Source organism: Anaeromyxobacter sp. Red801 (assembly GCF_049201065.2).
Lineage (GTDB): Bacteria > Myxococcota > Myxococcia > Myxococcales > Anaeromyxobacteraceae > Anaeromyxobacter.
In genome coordinates this window covers 1,830,875-1,844,959 of record NZ_CM181236.1, presented here as the reverse complement: position 1 = coordinate 1,844,959, position 14,085 = coordinate 1,830,875, and the positions used below count along the sequence as shown (strand labels likewise).

General features: G+C 75.6%; 17 protein-coding genes. 2 read left to right on the top strand and 15 right to left on the bottom strand.

The window, feature by feature from the left end; genetic code table 11:
* Positions 1-30: 30 nt before the first annotated feature.
* The 15 genes from glyS to ACOQFB_RS08320 all read right to left on the bottom strand — a co-directional run bounded on the left by glyS (position 31) and on the right by ACOQFB_RS08320 (position 12,207).
* Positions 31-2,136, bottom strand: coding sequence for a glycine--tRNA ligase subunit beta (gene glyS / locus ACOQFB_RS08390; protein WP_421610204.1), 2,106 nt, complete (start codon positions 2,134-2,136; stop codon positions 31-33).
* Between the two features lie 63 nt (positions 2,137-2,199).
* The gene (locus tag ACOQFB_RS08385) at positions 2,200-3,129 is read right to left on the bottom strand and encodes a glycine--tRNA ligase subunit alpha (protein ID WP_059438555.1); all 930 of its coding nucleotides are present in this window, start codon (positions 3,127-3,129) and stop codon (positions 2,200-2,202) included.
* A 115-nt stretch (positions 3,130-3,244) separates the two neighbouring features.
* Positions 3,245-4,195, bottom strand: a complete 951-nt coding sequence (locus ACOQFB_RS08380) for a carbohydrate kinase family protein (RefSeq protein ID WP_421610205.1) — start codon at positions 4,193-4,195, stop codon at positions 3,245-3,247.
* 64 nt (positions 4,196-4,259) lie between these two features.
* Positions 4,260-5,024, bottom strand: coding sequence for a DNA repair protein RecO (gene recO / locus ACOQFB_RS08375; protein WP_421610206.1), 765 nt, complete (start codon positions 5,022-5,024; stop codon positions 4,260-4,262).
* A 36-nt stretch (positions 5,025-5,060) separates the two neighbouring features.
* Positions 5,061-5,492: a helix-turn-helix domain-containing protein gene (locus tag ACOQFB_RS08370; protein WP_421610207.1), complete on the bottom strand. Its 432-nt coding sequence runs from the start codon at positions 5,490-5,492 to the stop codon at positions 5,061-5,063.
* A gap of 13 nt (positions 5,493-5,505) precedes the next feature.
* Entirely contained in the window at positions 5,506-6,258 is a 753-nt protein-coding gene (locus ACOQFB_RS08365; protein WP_421610208.1) for a tetratricopeptide repeat protein, read from the bottom strand.
* A 2-nt stretch (positions 6,259-6,260) separates the two neighbouring features.
* Positions 6,261-6,731 (bottom strand): hypothetical protein, encoded by a 471-nt coding sequence (locus ACOQFB_RS08360; protein ID WP_421610209.1) that lies wholly within the window; start codon positions 6,729-6,731, stop codon positions 6,261-6,263.
* A gap of 16 nt (positions 6,732-6,747) precedes the next feature.
* Complete coding sequence (locus ACOQFB_RS08355) at positions 6,748-7,377, bottom strand: hypothetical protein (RefSeq protein WP_421610210.1); 630 nt, start codon at positions 7,375-7,377, stop codon at positions 6,748-6,750.
* 146 nt (positions 7,378-7,523) lie between these two features.
* A complete protein-coding gene (locus ACOQFB_RS08350) occupies positions 7,524-8,156 on the bottom strand; it encodes a radical SAM protein (RefSeq protein ID WP_059437010.1) in 633 nt (210 codons plus the stop codon).
* A 59-nt stretch (positions 8,157-8,215) separates the two neighbouring features.
* Positions 8,216-8,902 (bottom strand): lytic transglycosylase domain-containing protein, encoded by a 687-nt coding sequence (locus tag ACOQFB_RS08345; RefSeq protein ID WP_059437013.1) that lies wholly within the window; start codon positions 8,900-8,902, stop codon positions 8,216-8,218.
* A 5-nt stretch (positions 8,903-8,907) separates the two neighbouring features.
* Positions 8,908-9,255, bottom strand: coding sequence for a phasin family protein (locus ACOQFB_RS08340; RefSeq protein WP_059437009.1), 348 nt, complete (start codon positions 9,253-9,255; stop codon positions 8,908-8,910).
* Between the two features lie 2 nt (positions 9,256-9,257).
* Positions 9,258-9,716 (bottom strand): hypothetical protein, encoded by a 459-nt coding sequence (locus ACOQFB_RS08335; protein WP_059437008.1) that lies wholly within the window; start codon positions 9,714-9,716, stop codon positions 9,258-9,260.
* Between the two features lie 185 nt (positions 9,717-9,901).
* Positions 9,902-10,996: a quinone-dependent dihydroorotate dehydrogenase gene (locus tag ACOQFB_RS08330; protein WP_059437007.1), complete on the bottom strand. Its 1,095-nt coding sequence runs from the start codon at positions 10,994-10,996 to the stop codon at positions 9,902-9,904.
* A gap of 67 nt (positions 10,997-11,063) precedes the next feature.
* A complete protein-coding gene (gene rimI / locus ACOQFB_RS08325) occupies positions 11,064-11,543 on the bottom strand; it encodes a ribosomal protein S18-alanine N-acetyltransferase (RefSeq protein WP_059437006.1) in 480 nt (159 codons plus the stop codon).
* 1 nt (position 11,544) lies between these two features.
* Positions 11,545-12,207 (bottom strand): hypothetical protein, encoded by a 663-nt coding sequence (locus tag ACOQFB_RS08320; RefSeq protein ID WP_421610211.1) that lies wholly within the window; start codon positions 12,205-12,207, stop codon positions 11,545-11,547.
* 105 nt (positions 12,208-12,312) lie between these two features.
* On the opposite strand from ACOQFB_RS08320, the gene ACOQFB_RS08315 reads away from it, so the two are divergent.
* Positions 12,313-13,269 (top strand): DnaJ C-terminal domain-containing protein, encoded by a 957-nt coding sequence (locus ACOQFB_RS08315; RefSeq protein WP_059437004.1) that lies wholly within the window; start codon positions 12,313-12,315, stop codon positions 13,267-13,269.
* A 66-nt stretch (positions 13,270-13,335) separates the two neighbouring features.
* Positions 13,336-14,085 carry a HEAT repeat domain-containing protein gene (locus tag ACOQFB_RS08310; protein ID WP_059437003.1) on the top strand — a complete coding sequence of 250 codons (750 nt, stop codon included), beginning with the start codon at positions 13,336-13,338 and terminating at the stop codon, positions 14,083-14,085.

The following is a 14,085-nucleotide window of genomic DNA, read 5'->3' as shown; positions in this document are numbered from 1 at the left end:
CGGCGTCCGAGAGAGGGTCAAGCGCTCCACCTACCCGGCCCTGGCCTGGGCCGGCGCCTCGGCCTGGATCTTGCGGAAGTCGGCCAGGTCGGAGAACAGCGCCCCCACCCGCCGCATCAGGCCGAGCCGGTTCGCGCGGAGCGCGGGATCGTCGGCCATCACCAGCACGTCGTCGAAGAAGCGCGCCACCGCCGGCTCCAGCGTCGCCACCGTGCGGAGCACCGCCGGGTAGTCGCGGGCCGCGCGGCGCGCGCCCACCTCCTGCTCCACCTCCTCGAGCGCCGCCAGCAGGTCCTGCTCCGCCTGGTCGCGCAGCAGCGCCGGCTCCACCGCGGCGGCGCCGGCGCCGCCCGCCTTCTCCTGGATGTTCGCGACCCGCTTGAACGCGACGGCGAGCGAGGCGAAGGCGGGCCGCGCCTTCGCCTCGGCGAGCGCCTCCAGGCGGCGGCGCGCGTCCACCACGTCGTCGGAGCCGGCCGCGAGCACCGCCTCCACCAGGTCCGCGTCGAACCGCTCGGTCCAGGCGGCGCGCACGCGCCCGCGCAGGAAGTCCAGCACCTGCTCGGCCACCAGCGCGCGGCCGGCGGCGAGCTTCACCCCGGAGAGCGCGTCCAGCGTCTGCTCCACCGCGGCGGCGAGCGACAGGTGGTACCCGCGGGCGATGACGATGCGCAGGATGCCGATGGCGGCGCGGCGCAGGCCGAACGGGTCGGCGGCGCCGGTCGCCTTCTCGCCCACGCCGATGATGCCGACGAGCGAGTGGAGGCGGTCGGCCACGGCCACCAGCGCGCCCAGGTCGCTGCGCGGCATCTCCTCCGCCGCGCCGATGGGCTTGTAGTGGTCCTCGATGGCGTCGGCGATCTCCGGCTTCAGCCCCTCGAGCCGCGCGTAGTGCGCGCCCATGGTGCCCTGCAGCTCGGGGAACTCGCCCACCATGCCGGTGTTGAGGTCCACCTTGGCGAGCCGCGAGGCCTCGAGCAGGTCGGCCACCAGCGCGTCCTTCCCGAGCGCGCGGGCCAGCGCGCTCGCCACCGCGCCGATGCGCTGGGCGCGGTCCAGCTCGCTCCCCAGCTTCGCCTGGAACGTGCGGCGGCCGAGGTCCTCGATGCGCTCGTGCAGCTTGCGCTTGCGGTCCTCCTCGAAGAAGAACCGCGCGTCGGCGAGGCGCGCGCGGAGCACGCGCTCGTAGCCGTGCCGCGCCACCGCCGGATCCTTCACGCGCGTGGCCGAGACGGCCACGAACCGGTTCTTGAGCCGCCCCTTGCCGTCCACCACCGCGAAGTAGCGCTGGTGGTTGCGCATCTCGGAGATCACCACCTCCGGCGGCAGCTCGAGGTTCGACTTCTCGAACTCGCCGACCACCGCGCTCGGCTCCTCGACCAGGTAGAGCACCTGCTCGACCAGCGCGGGATCCTCGCGGACCTTCCCGCCGGCCTCCTTCCCGGCGCGGGCCAGCTCGGCGAGCAGCGCGGCGCGGCGCTCCTCCGGGTCGGCGAGGACGTGCGCCCGGCGCAGCTTCGCCAGGTAGTCGTCCGGCGTGCCCTTCAGCGCGATCGCGTTCGGCGCCAGGAACCGGTGGCCGTAGGTGACCTTGCCCGAGGTGACCTCGCCGTGGCGCACCTTGAGCGGGCGGCCGCCGAGGAGCGCCGCCATCCAGCGCACCGGGCGCGCGAACGTCACCTCGTCGAAGCGCGAGCGCATCGCCTTGCGGAAGCGCAGGCCCGCCACCAGCCGCTCCAGCAGCGCCGGCAGCACCTGCTCCGCCTTGCGCCCCTTCTCGACCTTGGTGACCGCCACGCGCTCGCCCTTGGGCGTCTGCGCGCGGACCAGCGCCGCGACGTCCACGCCCTGGCTGCGCGCGAACCCGGTCGCGGCCGGGGTGGGCTTGCCCTCGGCGTCGTAGGCCTGGGCCACCGGCGGCCCGAACGCCTCGGTGCGCGCGTCGGTCTGCTTCGGCGCCACGTCCCGCGCCCAGACCGCCAGGCGGCGCGGCGTGCCGACGGCCTTCACCTCGCCGTGCGCCAGCCGGGCCTCGGCGAGCGCCTTCGCCAGGTCGTCCTCGAGCTGCCTGAGCGCGCCCGGCACGAAGCCCGCCGGGATCTCCTCCGCACCGATCTCGAACAGAAGGTCAGCCATGATCTCGTTCCGTCCCCGCTCCCCCGCCGCGCGCGGCGAGGGAGGCCCGGGGGTGAGGGGTCGTCACCTGGACTCGCGCGCCTCGCGGGCCGCCCGCGCCGCCTCCACCGCCTGCTTGCGATCGGCCGGCGGGAGCAGCGGGAACCCGAGCGCCTCGCGCGAGTCGAGGTAGCCCTTGGCGCACTCGTGCGCCAGCGCGCGCACGCGGCCGATGTAGGCCGCGCGCTCGGTGACGCTGATGGCGCCGCGCGCGTCGAGGTTGTTGAAGGCGTGCGAGCACTTCAGGCAGTAGTCGTAGGCGGGCAGCGGCAGCTTCAGCCCGATGAGCCGCTTGCACTCCGCCTCGTAGGTGTCGAAGAGCCCGAACAGCATCTTCGGGTCCGACGCCTGGAACGAGTAGGTGCTCATCTCCACCTCGTTCCGGTGGAAGACCTCGCGGTACTTCACGCCCTTCACCCACTCCACGTCGAACACGTTCTCGACGTCCTGCAGGTACATGGCGATGCGCTCGAGGCCGTAGGTGAGCTCGGCCGCGACCGGCTTCACCTCGAAGCCGCCCGCCTGCTGGAAGTAGGTGTACTGGGTGATCTCCATCCCGTCGCACCACACCTCCCAGCCCAGGCCCCAGGCGCCCAGCGTCGGGCTCTCCCAGTCGTCCTCGACGAAGCGGATGTCGTGCTCGCGCGGATCGATCCCGATGGCGCGCAGCGAGCCGAGGTAGAGCTCCTGCACGTCCGGCGGGTTGGGCTTCAGGATCACCTGGAACTGGTGGTGCTGGTAGAGGCGGTTCGGGTTCTCGCCGTAGCGGCCGTCCGCCGGCCGGCGCGAGGGCTCGACGTACGCGACGTTCCAGGGCTCCGGGCCGAGCACGCGCAGGAACGTGGAGGGGTTCATGGTGCCGGCCCCGACCTCCTGGTCGTAACCCTGCGCGAGGATGCAGTTGCGGCTCGCCCAGTAGCTCTGGAGCTTCAAGATCAGGTCCTGGAAGTACACGCGCGTCCTCTCCTCGCGTTCGAGCCGGCGCGTCCCCGCGGGTCATCCGGCGGGGCGGCCGCGCCGCGGCGAACGGGCCGGGGAACGGGCACCGTAGGGCCGTAAGGTGCGGGTGTCAAACGGAAATCTCGCCGGCGCGCGGCAGCCCGGCGACCGCGCCGACGCGCGTGCAGACGCGCCCCGCCACCCGGTTCGCGAAGCGCACCGCCGCGACCACCTCGGCGAAGGACCGGTCGGCGAGCGGGGCCGCGCCGCGCGAGAGCGCCGCGAGCAGCCCGGCCACGAACGCGTCGCCGGCGCCGGTGGTGTCCACCACCTCCACCGGCTCCGCCTCGACCCGCGCCTCCTCGGCCCCGCGCCGGACCAGCGCGCCGCGCGCGCCCAGCGTCACGCAGGCGACTCCCACGCCCATGCCGGCGAGCCGCGCCGCGGCGCGCCCGGGATCGCGCTCGCCGGTGCAGAGCTCGATCTCCTCCTCCGACAGCTTCGCCACCGCGCAGCGCGGCAGCACGTCCTGGCAGAGCGCCCGCAGCGGCGCCAGGTCGTCCCACAGGTGCGCGCGGACGTTCGGGTCGAAGGACACCTCCACGCCGAGGCGCCGCGCCGCCTCCACCGCGGCCCGCAGCGCCGCCCGGCCCTCCGGCAGCACGTGCGCCGAGGTCCCGACGTGCAGCACGCGGGCGCGGCCGATCGCGGCGGGGTCGGCGTCGGCGGGCGCGATGAGCTTGTCGGCGGAGAAGCGCGCGTTGGGCGAGAAGAACGTCCGCTCCCCCGCCGCGTCGAGCGCCACGAACCACATCCCGGTGGGCCGCTCGCGCGCGAGCCGGAGCGAGACCTCGATGCCCTCGGCGGCGAGCCGCCGCGTCAGCATCCGGCCGAACGGGTCGTCGCCGACCACGCCGCGGAACCCGGTGCGCACGCCGAGGCGCGCGAGCCCGGTGGCGACGTTGGCCGGCGCGCCGCCGGGGCACGGCTCGAAGCGCGCGCAGTCCTCCAGCGATCCGCGGCGATCCGGCAGCAGGTCCACCAGCGTCTCGCCCAGGCACAGCACGTCGAGGTCCCTCATGGCGTCCTGCCTCCGTGCGTCGCGCGGTGGAGCGGCTGCGGTGGCGGGGCCGGCGCGGCGGGCGTCACCCGCCCAGCAGCGGCCCGATCTCGTCGAGGAAGCGGCGGGCGGCCAGCCGCCGGCCGAGGTGGTGCTCCAGGAACGCGGTGAGCGCCTCGCGCGCCTCGCGCCCCGCGGGCGCGGCCAGCGGCTCGGACGCGGCGGCGGCGAGGCCGCCGTCCTGGAGCCGCAGGAGCGCGGCGAGCGTGCCGGCCGCGAGCGGGAACGTGCACGGGACGCCCGGCGCGCAGGCCGGGCACAGCACGCCCCCCTCCCCCGCGTCGAAGCGCACCGGGCCGTCGCCGACGGGCGCCCCGCAGCGCGCGCAGGCGTCGAGGCGCGGCATGAGCCCGGCGGCGCGCAGCGCGCCCAGCTCGAAGGCGCGCAGCGCCGCCGGCCGCGGCGGCCCCGCGTCCAGCGCGTCGAGGTACGCGACCAGCAGCGCGAAGAGGTCGTCGTGGGGCTGGTGGTCGCGCACCAGCTCGCGCGCCAGCTCGGCCGCGTAGCCGGCGCAGGCGATCCGCCCGAGGTCGCCGCGCAGCGCGCCGAAGCCGCGCACCACCGAGACCGAGTCCAGGCCGAGGAGGTCCGAGCCGGAGCGCTCGCGGACCTCCGCCGAGAGCAGCGTGAACGGCTCCAGCGCGCCGCCGAAGCGCCGCCGCGAGGCCCGCGCCCCGCGCGCGAACGCGGAGACCTTGCCCCGCTCCGCGGTGAGCAGCGTCACCACGCGATCCGACTCGCCGTAGTCCACGGCGCGGAGCACCACGCCGGTGAGCTTCACGCGGTCCATGCGAGGCCATCCTACCGGCGACGCGGCGCGCGCGCCTCAACGGCCGAGCATGGCCCAGGCGGCGGCCGCGGCCACCGCCAGCGCCAGGGCCGCGCCGGCGAGCACGCGCGGGTCGGCGCCGCGCCGCGCGCGCCGGGCGCGCGCCTCGACGGGCCCCGCCGCCTCCTCGAACCGCAGCACCACCTCGTCCGGATCGAGCCCGACCGCGGCCGCGTAGCCGCGGAGGTACCCGACCACGTACGCGCGCGGCGGGATGCGCGCCTCCTCGCCGGACTCGAGCGCCTCGACCACGCCGGGCGCGAGCTTGATGGCGCGGGTGACCTCGTCGCGCGTCAGCCCGCGCAGCTCGCGCTCGCGCGCCAGCCACCGGCCGAACGCGGGCAGGCCCTCCTCGGCCGGCGCCGCCTCGGGCTCGGGCGCCCCGGCGGCGGGCGCGTCCGGCGCGGGCGTGTCGTGCTCGTCGGTCATGGCGTCCCCGGCGTCACTGGAGGCGGCCCAGGCTCCGGCGGCACTCCTCGCCCTCGTTGGTCCCGTCGCCGATGGCCTGGCACCGCTCGAACGCGGCGCGCGCGCCGGCGACGTCGCCGGCCTTCATCCGCGCCAGCCCGAGCTGCAGGTGCGCGTCGGGCCGCTGGTCGCAGTTGCGGGCGTAGGCGTCGAGCTCCTCGATGGCCTCCTTGACCTGCCCCTCCGAGAGGCGGATCCGCCCCAGCTCGCGGCGGCCGTCGCAGTAGCGCGGCGCCATGGACAGGCAGGTCCGGAGCTCGGCGAGCCCCTCGTCCTTGCGCCCCATGCGCCAGAGCGCCTGGCCCTTGTTGCAGCGGGCCACGTACGGCTCCCGGTACATCATGTCGGCGAGCGCGAGGTCGAACTCGGCCACCGCGGCCTGCAGCCGGCCGGTCTTGGCGAGGAGCTGCCCCAGGTTGTTGTGCGCCTCGGAGTAGCCGGGGCGCAGGGCCAGGGCGCGCCGGTACGCCTTCTCCGCCTCCTCGAGGCGGCCGAACCCGAGCTCGAGCACCAGCCCGCGCCCGAGGTGCGCCTCCGGGAACTCCTCCACCGCCGCGAGCGCCTGGTCGAACTCGCGCAGGGCCTCCTGGGCGCGCCCGGCGCGGAGCGCCTCCACGCCCAGGTCGTGGTGGATCTCGGCGCCGCGGCGCTCCTTGGCGCTGGGGGCGTGGGCGCAGGCGAGCGAGGCGGACAGGACGGCGGCGAGGGCGAGCGAAGTGGGGCGCATGATCAGAACGAGGCGAGCAGCCGGGCGAGGCGCGCGGGATCGGCGGGCGCGGCGGCGCCGCCGGGCGCGGTGGCGGCGGGCGCCGCCGGGCGGGGCGGCGCGAACAGCGGCGTCCGCCGCAGCGCCTGCTCCTGCATGTCGGGGGTGAGGTTGCGGAAGTTCAGGTTGTCGAGCATGAAGCCCATCGACTCGAGGAACTGCAGGCCCTCGATCTCGACCTGGCGGTACTCCTCCACCGTGAGCTGCCGGCGGTCGTGCACGTACACGACGTTCTCGCCGGTGCGCACCAGGTGGAGGCCGACGTAGATGGACAGCGTGCCGTTCGTGTTGCGGACGCCGCAGAGGTGGCCCACCACCGCCTGCGGCGCCTTGCCGGGGACGGAGACCTGCGGCTGGTTGATGCTCTCGATGACGGCGACCACCTGCTCGCGCGTGGCGGGAAGGTGGGTGATGCTCGGGTCCGGCACGAACACGTCGCCCCCCTCGGCGCTAGCGCGCCTCCACCACGAACTCCTCGGTCCGGTCCTCGGTCTCGCCGGCGGTGCGCGTCAGCTCCACCAGCGGGTTGTCGATGACCACCCGGCCGCCGCCGACGGTCCCCTCGCCCACGACCGCCTTCAGCGCCAGGGCGGCGGGGGACGGCGCGGGCGGGCCGCCGGCGCGCCGGGTGGCCGCGAGCACGAGCCGGTTCGGGCCGGGGTTCAGCCAGCGGGTGAGCTCCATCACCACCTGCGGCTCGCCCGCCTTCACCTCGCGGATCCACTGGGCGTTCACGAAGACCGCCAGGTCGTACCGGGCGCCGGGCTGGGCGTGCTCGGTGACCAGGAAGTAGCGGTGGGAGAGCCGGGCCGGCGCGCTCGCGGCGGCGACCGCGGCCGCGGCGCCCACCGCCGCGACGGGCGCGCTGCGCGGGGCGGGGTCGCCGGCCGGGCGCGCCGCGTAGCCGCGCGCCTCGATGTGCACGTCGCCGCGATCGTCGATGACGACCGTCGCGCCCTCGAAGCGCTGGCCGGTCGCGCCGTCGATGGGGACGCCGTTCAGGGTGATGGCGGGGCCCGCGAAGGCGGGGCCGGCGGCGCCGGCGAGCGCGGCGGCGAGCGCGAGAGCGGGTGGGCGCATCCGTTCGCCTAGCTAGCCCCGCCCGGCCCGCCGCGTCAAGGAAGCGGGCGTGCGCGCGGCGGCGTGAGGGTGGGCACTGCGCGATCGCCCGTTGGACGCGCGAGCGGGCGTCCGTATTCCAGCGCGCCGCGCGGCCGCGGGCGGCGCTACACGCCGTGCACGTCCGGGCCCCAAATCACCTTGTGCACCTGCAGCGAGAGGCGCGCGTCGAGGCCGCTCTCCAGCATCCAGCGCACCAGGTCGCGCGGCGCCACCTGCCCCCACGCCGGCGAGAAGAGCACCTGCACCCTCCCCTCCAGCGCGTGGCGGCGCACCACCTCGCGCGACCAGCGGAAGTCCTCCTCCGAGCAGACCACGAACTTCACCTCGTCGTGCGGCTGGAGGCGATCGAGGTAGGCGAAGTCGGTGGTGACCTCGCCCGAGCCGGGGGTCTTCACGTCCACCACCCGGATCGCCTCGGCCGGGAGCGCGTCCAGCGGCCGCTGCCCGTGCGTCTCGACCGCCACCTCGTAGCCGCGCGCGACGAGGTCGCGGGCGAGGTCGGGCAGCTCGCGCTGGAGCATCGGCTCGCCGCCGGTGAGGCAGACGAAGCGCGCCGGGTGCCGGGCCACCTCCGCCAGGATGGCGGCGCGGTCCATGTCCACCCCGCCGTGGAACGCGTAGGCGGTGTCGCAGTAGCCGCAGCGCAGGTCGCAGCCCGTGAAGCGGACGAACACGCACGGGCGGCCGGCGCGGGAGCCCTCGCCCTGGATGCTGAAGAAGATCTCGGTGACGCGCATGGGAGCCTGGCGCCCGGCGGCGCCGGGCGGACGGGGACAGGGTGTAACCGAGATCGGCCCTACTCGGCCACCGGGGCCGGCGCGGCGGCGGCCGCCACCGCCGCGGCGGGGCGCTCGTCGCCGATGTCGCGGCGGATCCGGCGCAGCTCCGCCTTCACGCGGCGCGGGTACACGTGGAAGCGCTGCGGGATCGCGCCCTCGCGCAGGTAGCCGAGGATCCGGTTCGGGCCGGCGTTGTAGGCCATCAGCGCCACCTCCTCGCGCCCGAAGGCGTCGAGGAGCCGGCGCAGGTAGCGCACGCCCGCCCGCACGTTCAGCACCGGATCGTGCGGGTCGCCCGCGGGCAGGCCCACCCGCTCCAGCTCCCGGCGCAGGGTGGACTCGCGCAGCTGCATGAGCCCCTTCGCGCCCGCCCCGGACAGCGCGCGGGCGTCGAAGGACGACTCGACCTCGATGAGCGCGAGCACCAGCAGCGGGTCGATCCGCGCCGCCTCGGCCTCGAGCACGATGGTGCTCGCCAGCCGGGTGCGGTCGGCCTCGGGGAGGCCGGGCATCCGCGCGGCGATCTGCGCGTCGATGGCCTCGACCAGCGGATCGGCCTCGGGCTCGCACCCGGTCGCGCCGCAGTCCGGCTCGCCGGAGCGGTGCGACCGCGGCTCGTGCGAGAGCGTCCGCGGGAACGCCGCGACCACCACCCACGCGGTGATGGCCAGGGCGGCCCCGAGGAGCCCGCTGAGCCGCGGCATCCGCACTATTCCCCCTGCTCCTGCCGCGGCGCGGGCGGCGTCGCCGGCTCGCGCCGGGACAGCGCCTCCACGCGCTCGGCGACGGCGTCGAGGCGACGCTGCAGCGTCTCCAGGTCGTCGCGGGTCGGGATGCGGAAGCGGTTCGCCGCCCGGCGCACCACGTCGTCGAGGCCGCGCTCGAGCCCGCGCCGCTCGCGGTCGATCCGCTCGCCCAGCTCGCGGGCCTGCCGCCGCACGCCCTCGGTCGAGACGCCGATCCGGCCGAGCACCTTCTCGGCCTCGGCCTCGGCGGCGGTCACCCCGGCGCGCGCGCTGGACCAGGCGTCCTTGAACATGCTCTGGATGTCCGGCATCGCTAGCCCTCCGCCCTGGCCTTCTTCGCGTTGCGGCGACCCTTCTCCGCACGATCGAGGCGCTTCGCGAGGCGCTCCAGCTCTCGGCTCAGCTCCTCCACCTGATCCCGCGTGGCGACGCCGAGGAACGCGACCGCGCGCGTCTGGAGCTCCGTCACCCGCTCCAGCGCCTCCGTGCGGAACGTCTCGGCCTTCCCCCGCCACTCGGCTGCCCGCTCCACCCCCTGCTCCCGGAGCTTCCCCAGCCGGTGCTTCATCTCGGGGAGGTTCCAGTCCTGCCGGGACAGCCGCTGCATGATGTGTTCGATGTCCTTCCTCCCCGCACGTCCCCTGACCATGAGGTCCTTCAGCACCCGCTGGGCCTCCTCCTCGATCTGGCCGAAGCGGACCTGCGCCGCCTCGAGGGGCTCTCTCAAGAATTCCGGAACCTTCAGCTTCTCGATCCTCTGCATCTCGGCCATGTGGAACCTCCGGGTTTCGGCCGGCGTGGCGTTCCTGCCACCCCATCTGCCCCGACCGTAACGCGTTGCGTCAGGCGTCTCAAGACCCCACCGCACTGCGTCAACCTTCAGGTCCCTACATGGTCGTTCCCGAACGAGGGAACGTAAACGACCTGCTGGGGACGGCCGTACGTCTCAACGCCTGCCTACCCCGCCGCCTTCCCGCCGCCCTGTCGGTGGTCCGCACCGACGGCGTCCGAAAGGGTGCTGAAGCCGTCGCGCTCGAGCAGCCGGGCCAGGCCGGCGTTCACCCGGCCCACGAACCCGGGGCCCCCGTAGATGAGCCCGGTGTAGGCCTGGACCAGCGTGGCGCCGGCCCGGATCTTCGCGTACGCGCCCTCCGCGTCCATCACCCCGCCCACCCCGACGATCGGGACCCGCCCGGCGGCGCGCGCGTAGCAGCGCCGCACCACCTCGGTGGCGAGGCGCTCGAGCGGCGCGCCGGAGAGCCCGCCCGCCTCGGGGGCGCGCGGGTGGCGCTCGACGCCGGCCCGCGAGAGCGTGGTGTTGGTCGCGACGATCCCGGCCGCGCCCGCCGCGATGGCGACGTCCACCGCCTCGTCGAGCGCCTCGGGGGAGAGGTCGGGCGCGAGCTTCACGAGCAGCGGCTTGCCCGGCGCCCGCTCCGCCAGGTGGCGCACGCAGGCGCGCAGCAGGCGGTCCAGCGCGTCGCGCTCCTGGAGCTGCCGCAGGCCCGGCGTGTTGGGGGAGGAGATGTTGACCACCAGGTAGTCGGCGTACGGGTGGAGCCACTCGATGCAGGCGAGGTAGTCGGAGGCGGCGTCCTCGTTGGGCGTGGCCTTGTTCTTCCCGACGTTGATCCCGACCGGCCCGAGCCGCGCGCCCGGGGGGAGCGCCGCGAGCCGGCGCGCGCAGGCCTCCATCCCCTCGTTGTTGAAGCCCATCCGGTTGAGGAGCGCGCGGTGCTCCGGCAGGCGGAACAGGCGCGGGCGGTCGTTGCCCGGCTGCGGCCGCGGCGTGATGGTCCCGATCTCCACGTGCGAGAAGCCCAGGGCGAAGAGCCCCGGCAGCGCCACGTCGCCCTTGTCGAAGCCCGCCGCCAGGCCCATCGGCCCGTCGAAGTCGAGCCCCATGCAGCGGACGGCGAGCGCGGGGATGGGCGCAGGCCGGCGCGCGCGGGCCAGGGCGGTCGGGACGCGGCGCAGCGCCCAGTGCGCGAGGTGGTGCACGCGCTCCGGGTCGAGCTGGAACAGGACGGACCGCAGGGCTGGCCAGAGCATGGGGCGGCCTGCTTACACCAGCGGGGGGCCGCCTGTCAGCCCGCCTCCGCCCGCCGCGGCCGGCCGCCTACCCCAGCTCCGCGGTCATCACGACCGCGTCCTCGCCCTCCTCGGCGTAGTAGCCGGGGCGGATCCCGACCTGCCGGTAGCCGAGCGAGCGGTACAGCTCGATGGCGGGCAGGTTGGAGCGGCGCACCTCCAGCGTGGCGAGCACCGCGCCGCGGCCGCGGCCGATCCGGTGCCCCTCCAGCATGAGGGCGCGCCCCACCCCGCGCCGCCGCGCCTCGAGCGCGGTCGCGATGTTGAGGACGTGCAGCTCGTCGTGCACCAGCCAGAAGACGATGAAGCCGAGCACCACCTCGCCGCCCGGGCCGTCCTCCACCGCCAGCAGCGTGCTCGACCACGCGTGCCCGAGCTCGCGCTCGAGCAGCTGGCGCGACCACGGGTTGCGGAACCCGTCCTTCTCGATGTCCACCACGCGATCGAGGTCCGCCGTCCGCATCGGGCGGAACCGGAGCTCGGGCGCGGGATCGGCCGGCCTGCGCACGTCAGCTCCCCCTCGCCGGCTCGCGGCGCAGCGCCGGATCGAGCACGCGGATCTCGGCGCGGGCGCGCAGCTCGCGGATCAGCGCCTGCGCCTGCGCGCGGGCGCGCTCCTCGGCGAGCCCGGCGCGGACGGCCTCCCGCGACGGCGCCGCCGCGCCGCGCGCCCGCAGCGCCGCGTCCACCTCGTCGTCGCCGACGCGCACTCCCCGGCCCACGCGCGTGCCGAGGTAGCGCTCCACCTCCAGGGTCCGGGCCAGCGACGCGGCCACGTCCTCCTCGCCCAGCTCGAACCGGGCGAGGAACCGGCGGTAGGCGTCGTCGTCCGCGAAGCGCCCGCGGAACCGCCGCAGCGCCGGCTCGAGCGCCTCGCGGTCCACCGCGTCGAGGCGCAGCCGGGCCGACTCGTCCGCCACCAGCATCTCGTCGAGCAGCCAGTCGAGGGTGGCGCGCAGCACCTCCGCGTCCAGCGGCCGGAACGCGGCCTCGGCGCCGCCGCGGGAGACGAGCGCGACGCGGGCCTCGGCCTCGAGCCGGGTGAGCGTGATGGGGCGCGGCGCCGCGCCGGCCGGGTTGCGCAGCACCGCCACCACCTGCTCGACGACGCGCGCGCCCGCCGGCGGGGCCGGGGCCGCCGCGGCCGCGGCGAGGAGCAGGGAGAGGAGCATGGGCCCCATTGTAGTCAGCGCGGGCGCCGTGGGGAGCCCGTCCGCGCGCGCCGCCCGGGGGCGCCGCGATTTGACCTCCCGCCCGGGAGCGTTACGTTTCCCCGCGTGCCAGAGCGCGACCTCTACGAGATCATCGGAGTTCCACGCACCGCGACCCAGGACGAGATCAAGCGCGCCTACCGCAAGCTCGCCAGGAAGTACCACCCCGACGTGAACCCGGGGAACAAGGCGGCGGAGGAGCGCTTCAAGGAGGTCACGGCGGCGTTCGAGGTGCTCTCCGACGAGAAGCGCCGGAGGCTGTACGACGAGTTCGGGCCGGACTCGCTGCGCTCCGGGTTCGACGAGAAGAAGGCCGAGCAGTACCGTCAGTGGAAGCGGCACGGCGCGCCGAACGGCGGCATGCCCTTCGACTTCGGCGACTTCTCCACCGTGAACGTGGGCGACTACGGCGCGTTCGACTTCGGGTCGATCTTCGGCGACCTGTTCGGCGGCGCGCGCGGCGGGCGGGTGCGGCGGGGCCCGATCCCGGCGCAGGGCGCGCACGCGGAGGCGGAGATCGCCATCGACCTGCGCGACGCGGTGCTCGGCGCCGAGCGCGACCTGCGCGTGGAGGGCCGCACGCTGCGCGTGAAGATCCCGGCCGGCGTCACCGACGGCTCGCGCATCCGCCTGGGCGGCCAGGGCGGGCGCGGGGTCCACGGCGGCCCCGCCGGCGACCTGTACCTGCAGGTCCGGCTGCGGCCGCACCCGCACCTGCGGCGGGAGGGGCGCGACCTCTACCTCGACCTCCCCGTCACCATCCCCGAGGCCGCGCTCGGGGCCGAGGTGGAGCTGCCCACGTTCGAGGGCCCGGTGCGGCTGCGCGTGCCGCCGGGCGCCCAGAGCGGGATGCAGCTCCGGCTCCGCGGCAAGGGGATGCCGGACCTGCGGGGCGGGGCGCGCGGCGACCTCTACGCGGTGGTCCAGGTGCGGCTGCCGCCGGACGGCCCGGCGCTGCACAAGGCCGTGAAGCCGCTGGCCGAGCTGTACAAGGACGATCCGCGGGCGGGCATCTCGTTGTAGAACCTCGTGCCTCCGTCCGCTCCCGCGGGGGCCGGACGCGGGTCGAGCGGGGGTTTCGGAGGTCGGATGGGACTGTTCGATCTGTTCGGGTCGAAGGAGGAGCGGGAGCAGAACCAGCTCCGCAAGCTCGCGAAGAAGCTCACCGAGCGCTACGGCCCGCCGGAGAACCGCCAGAAGGTGATCGAGCAGCTCGGCGAGCTGGCCACGCCGGGCGCGCTGGGCACGCTCTGCCTGCGCTTCACCGTCCGCGCCGAGCCGGGCATCACCGACGACGAGGAGAAGGAGACCGCGCGCGGGATCCTGGTCGCCGCCGGCCAGGAGGCGCTCGGGCCGGTGGAGGCGTTCCTGCGCGAGCAGGAGTCCGGGATCGCGTGGGGCCTGCGGGTGCTCGCGCAGATCGCGCCGCCGGAGAAGGTCATCGACATCGTGGTGAAGGAGCTGGCGCGCCTCTCCCGCTCCTACACGCGCGACCCGGAGAAGAAGCTGGTCCTGCTCACCTGGCTCGCCGAGCACGCCGGGCCGGAGGCCGACGCGGGCCTCGAGGCCGCCCTGCTCCCGCTGCTAGAGGACTTCTCCGACGACGTGCGCATCGGCGCGGCCCGCGTGCTCTCGGGGCGCGCGCCCAGCGAGCCGGCGCGCGACGCGCTCATCCAGCTGCTGCTGCGCGACCGCGACAACGCGCGGGTGCGGGGCGAGGTGCTGGAGACCCTGGCGCGGCTCGGGGCGGACGTGAAGGGCCACCGCCCCAGCGTGGAGGCGCTGCTGGTCGAGCCGTTCTACCTGGACCGCGAGGGCCGGGTGAAGAAGCGCGGGTGA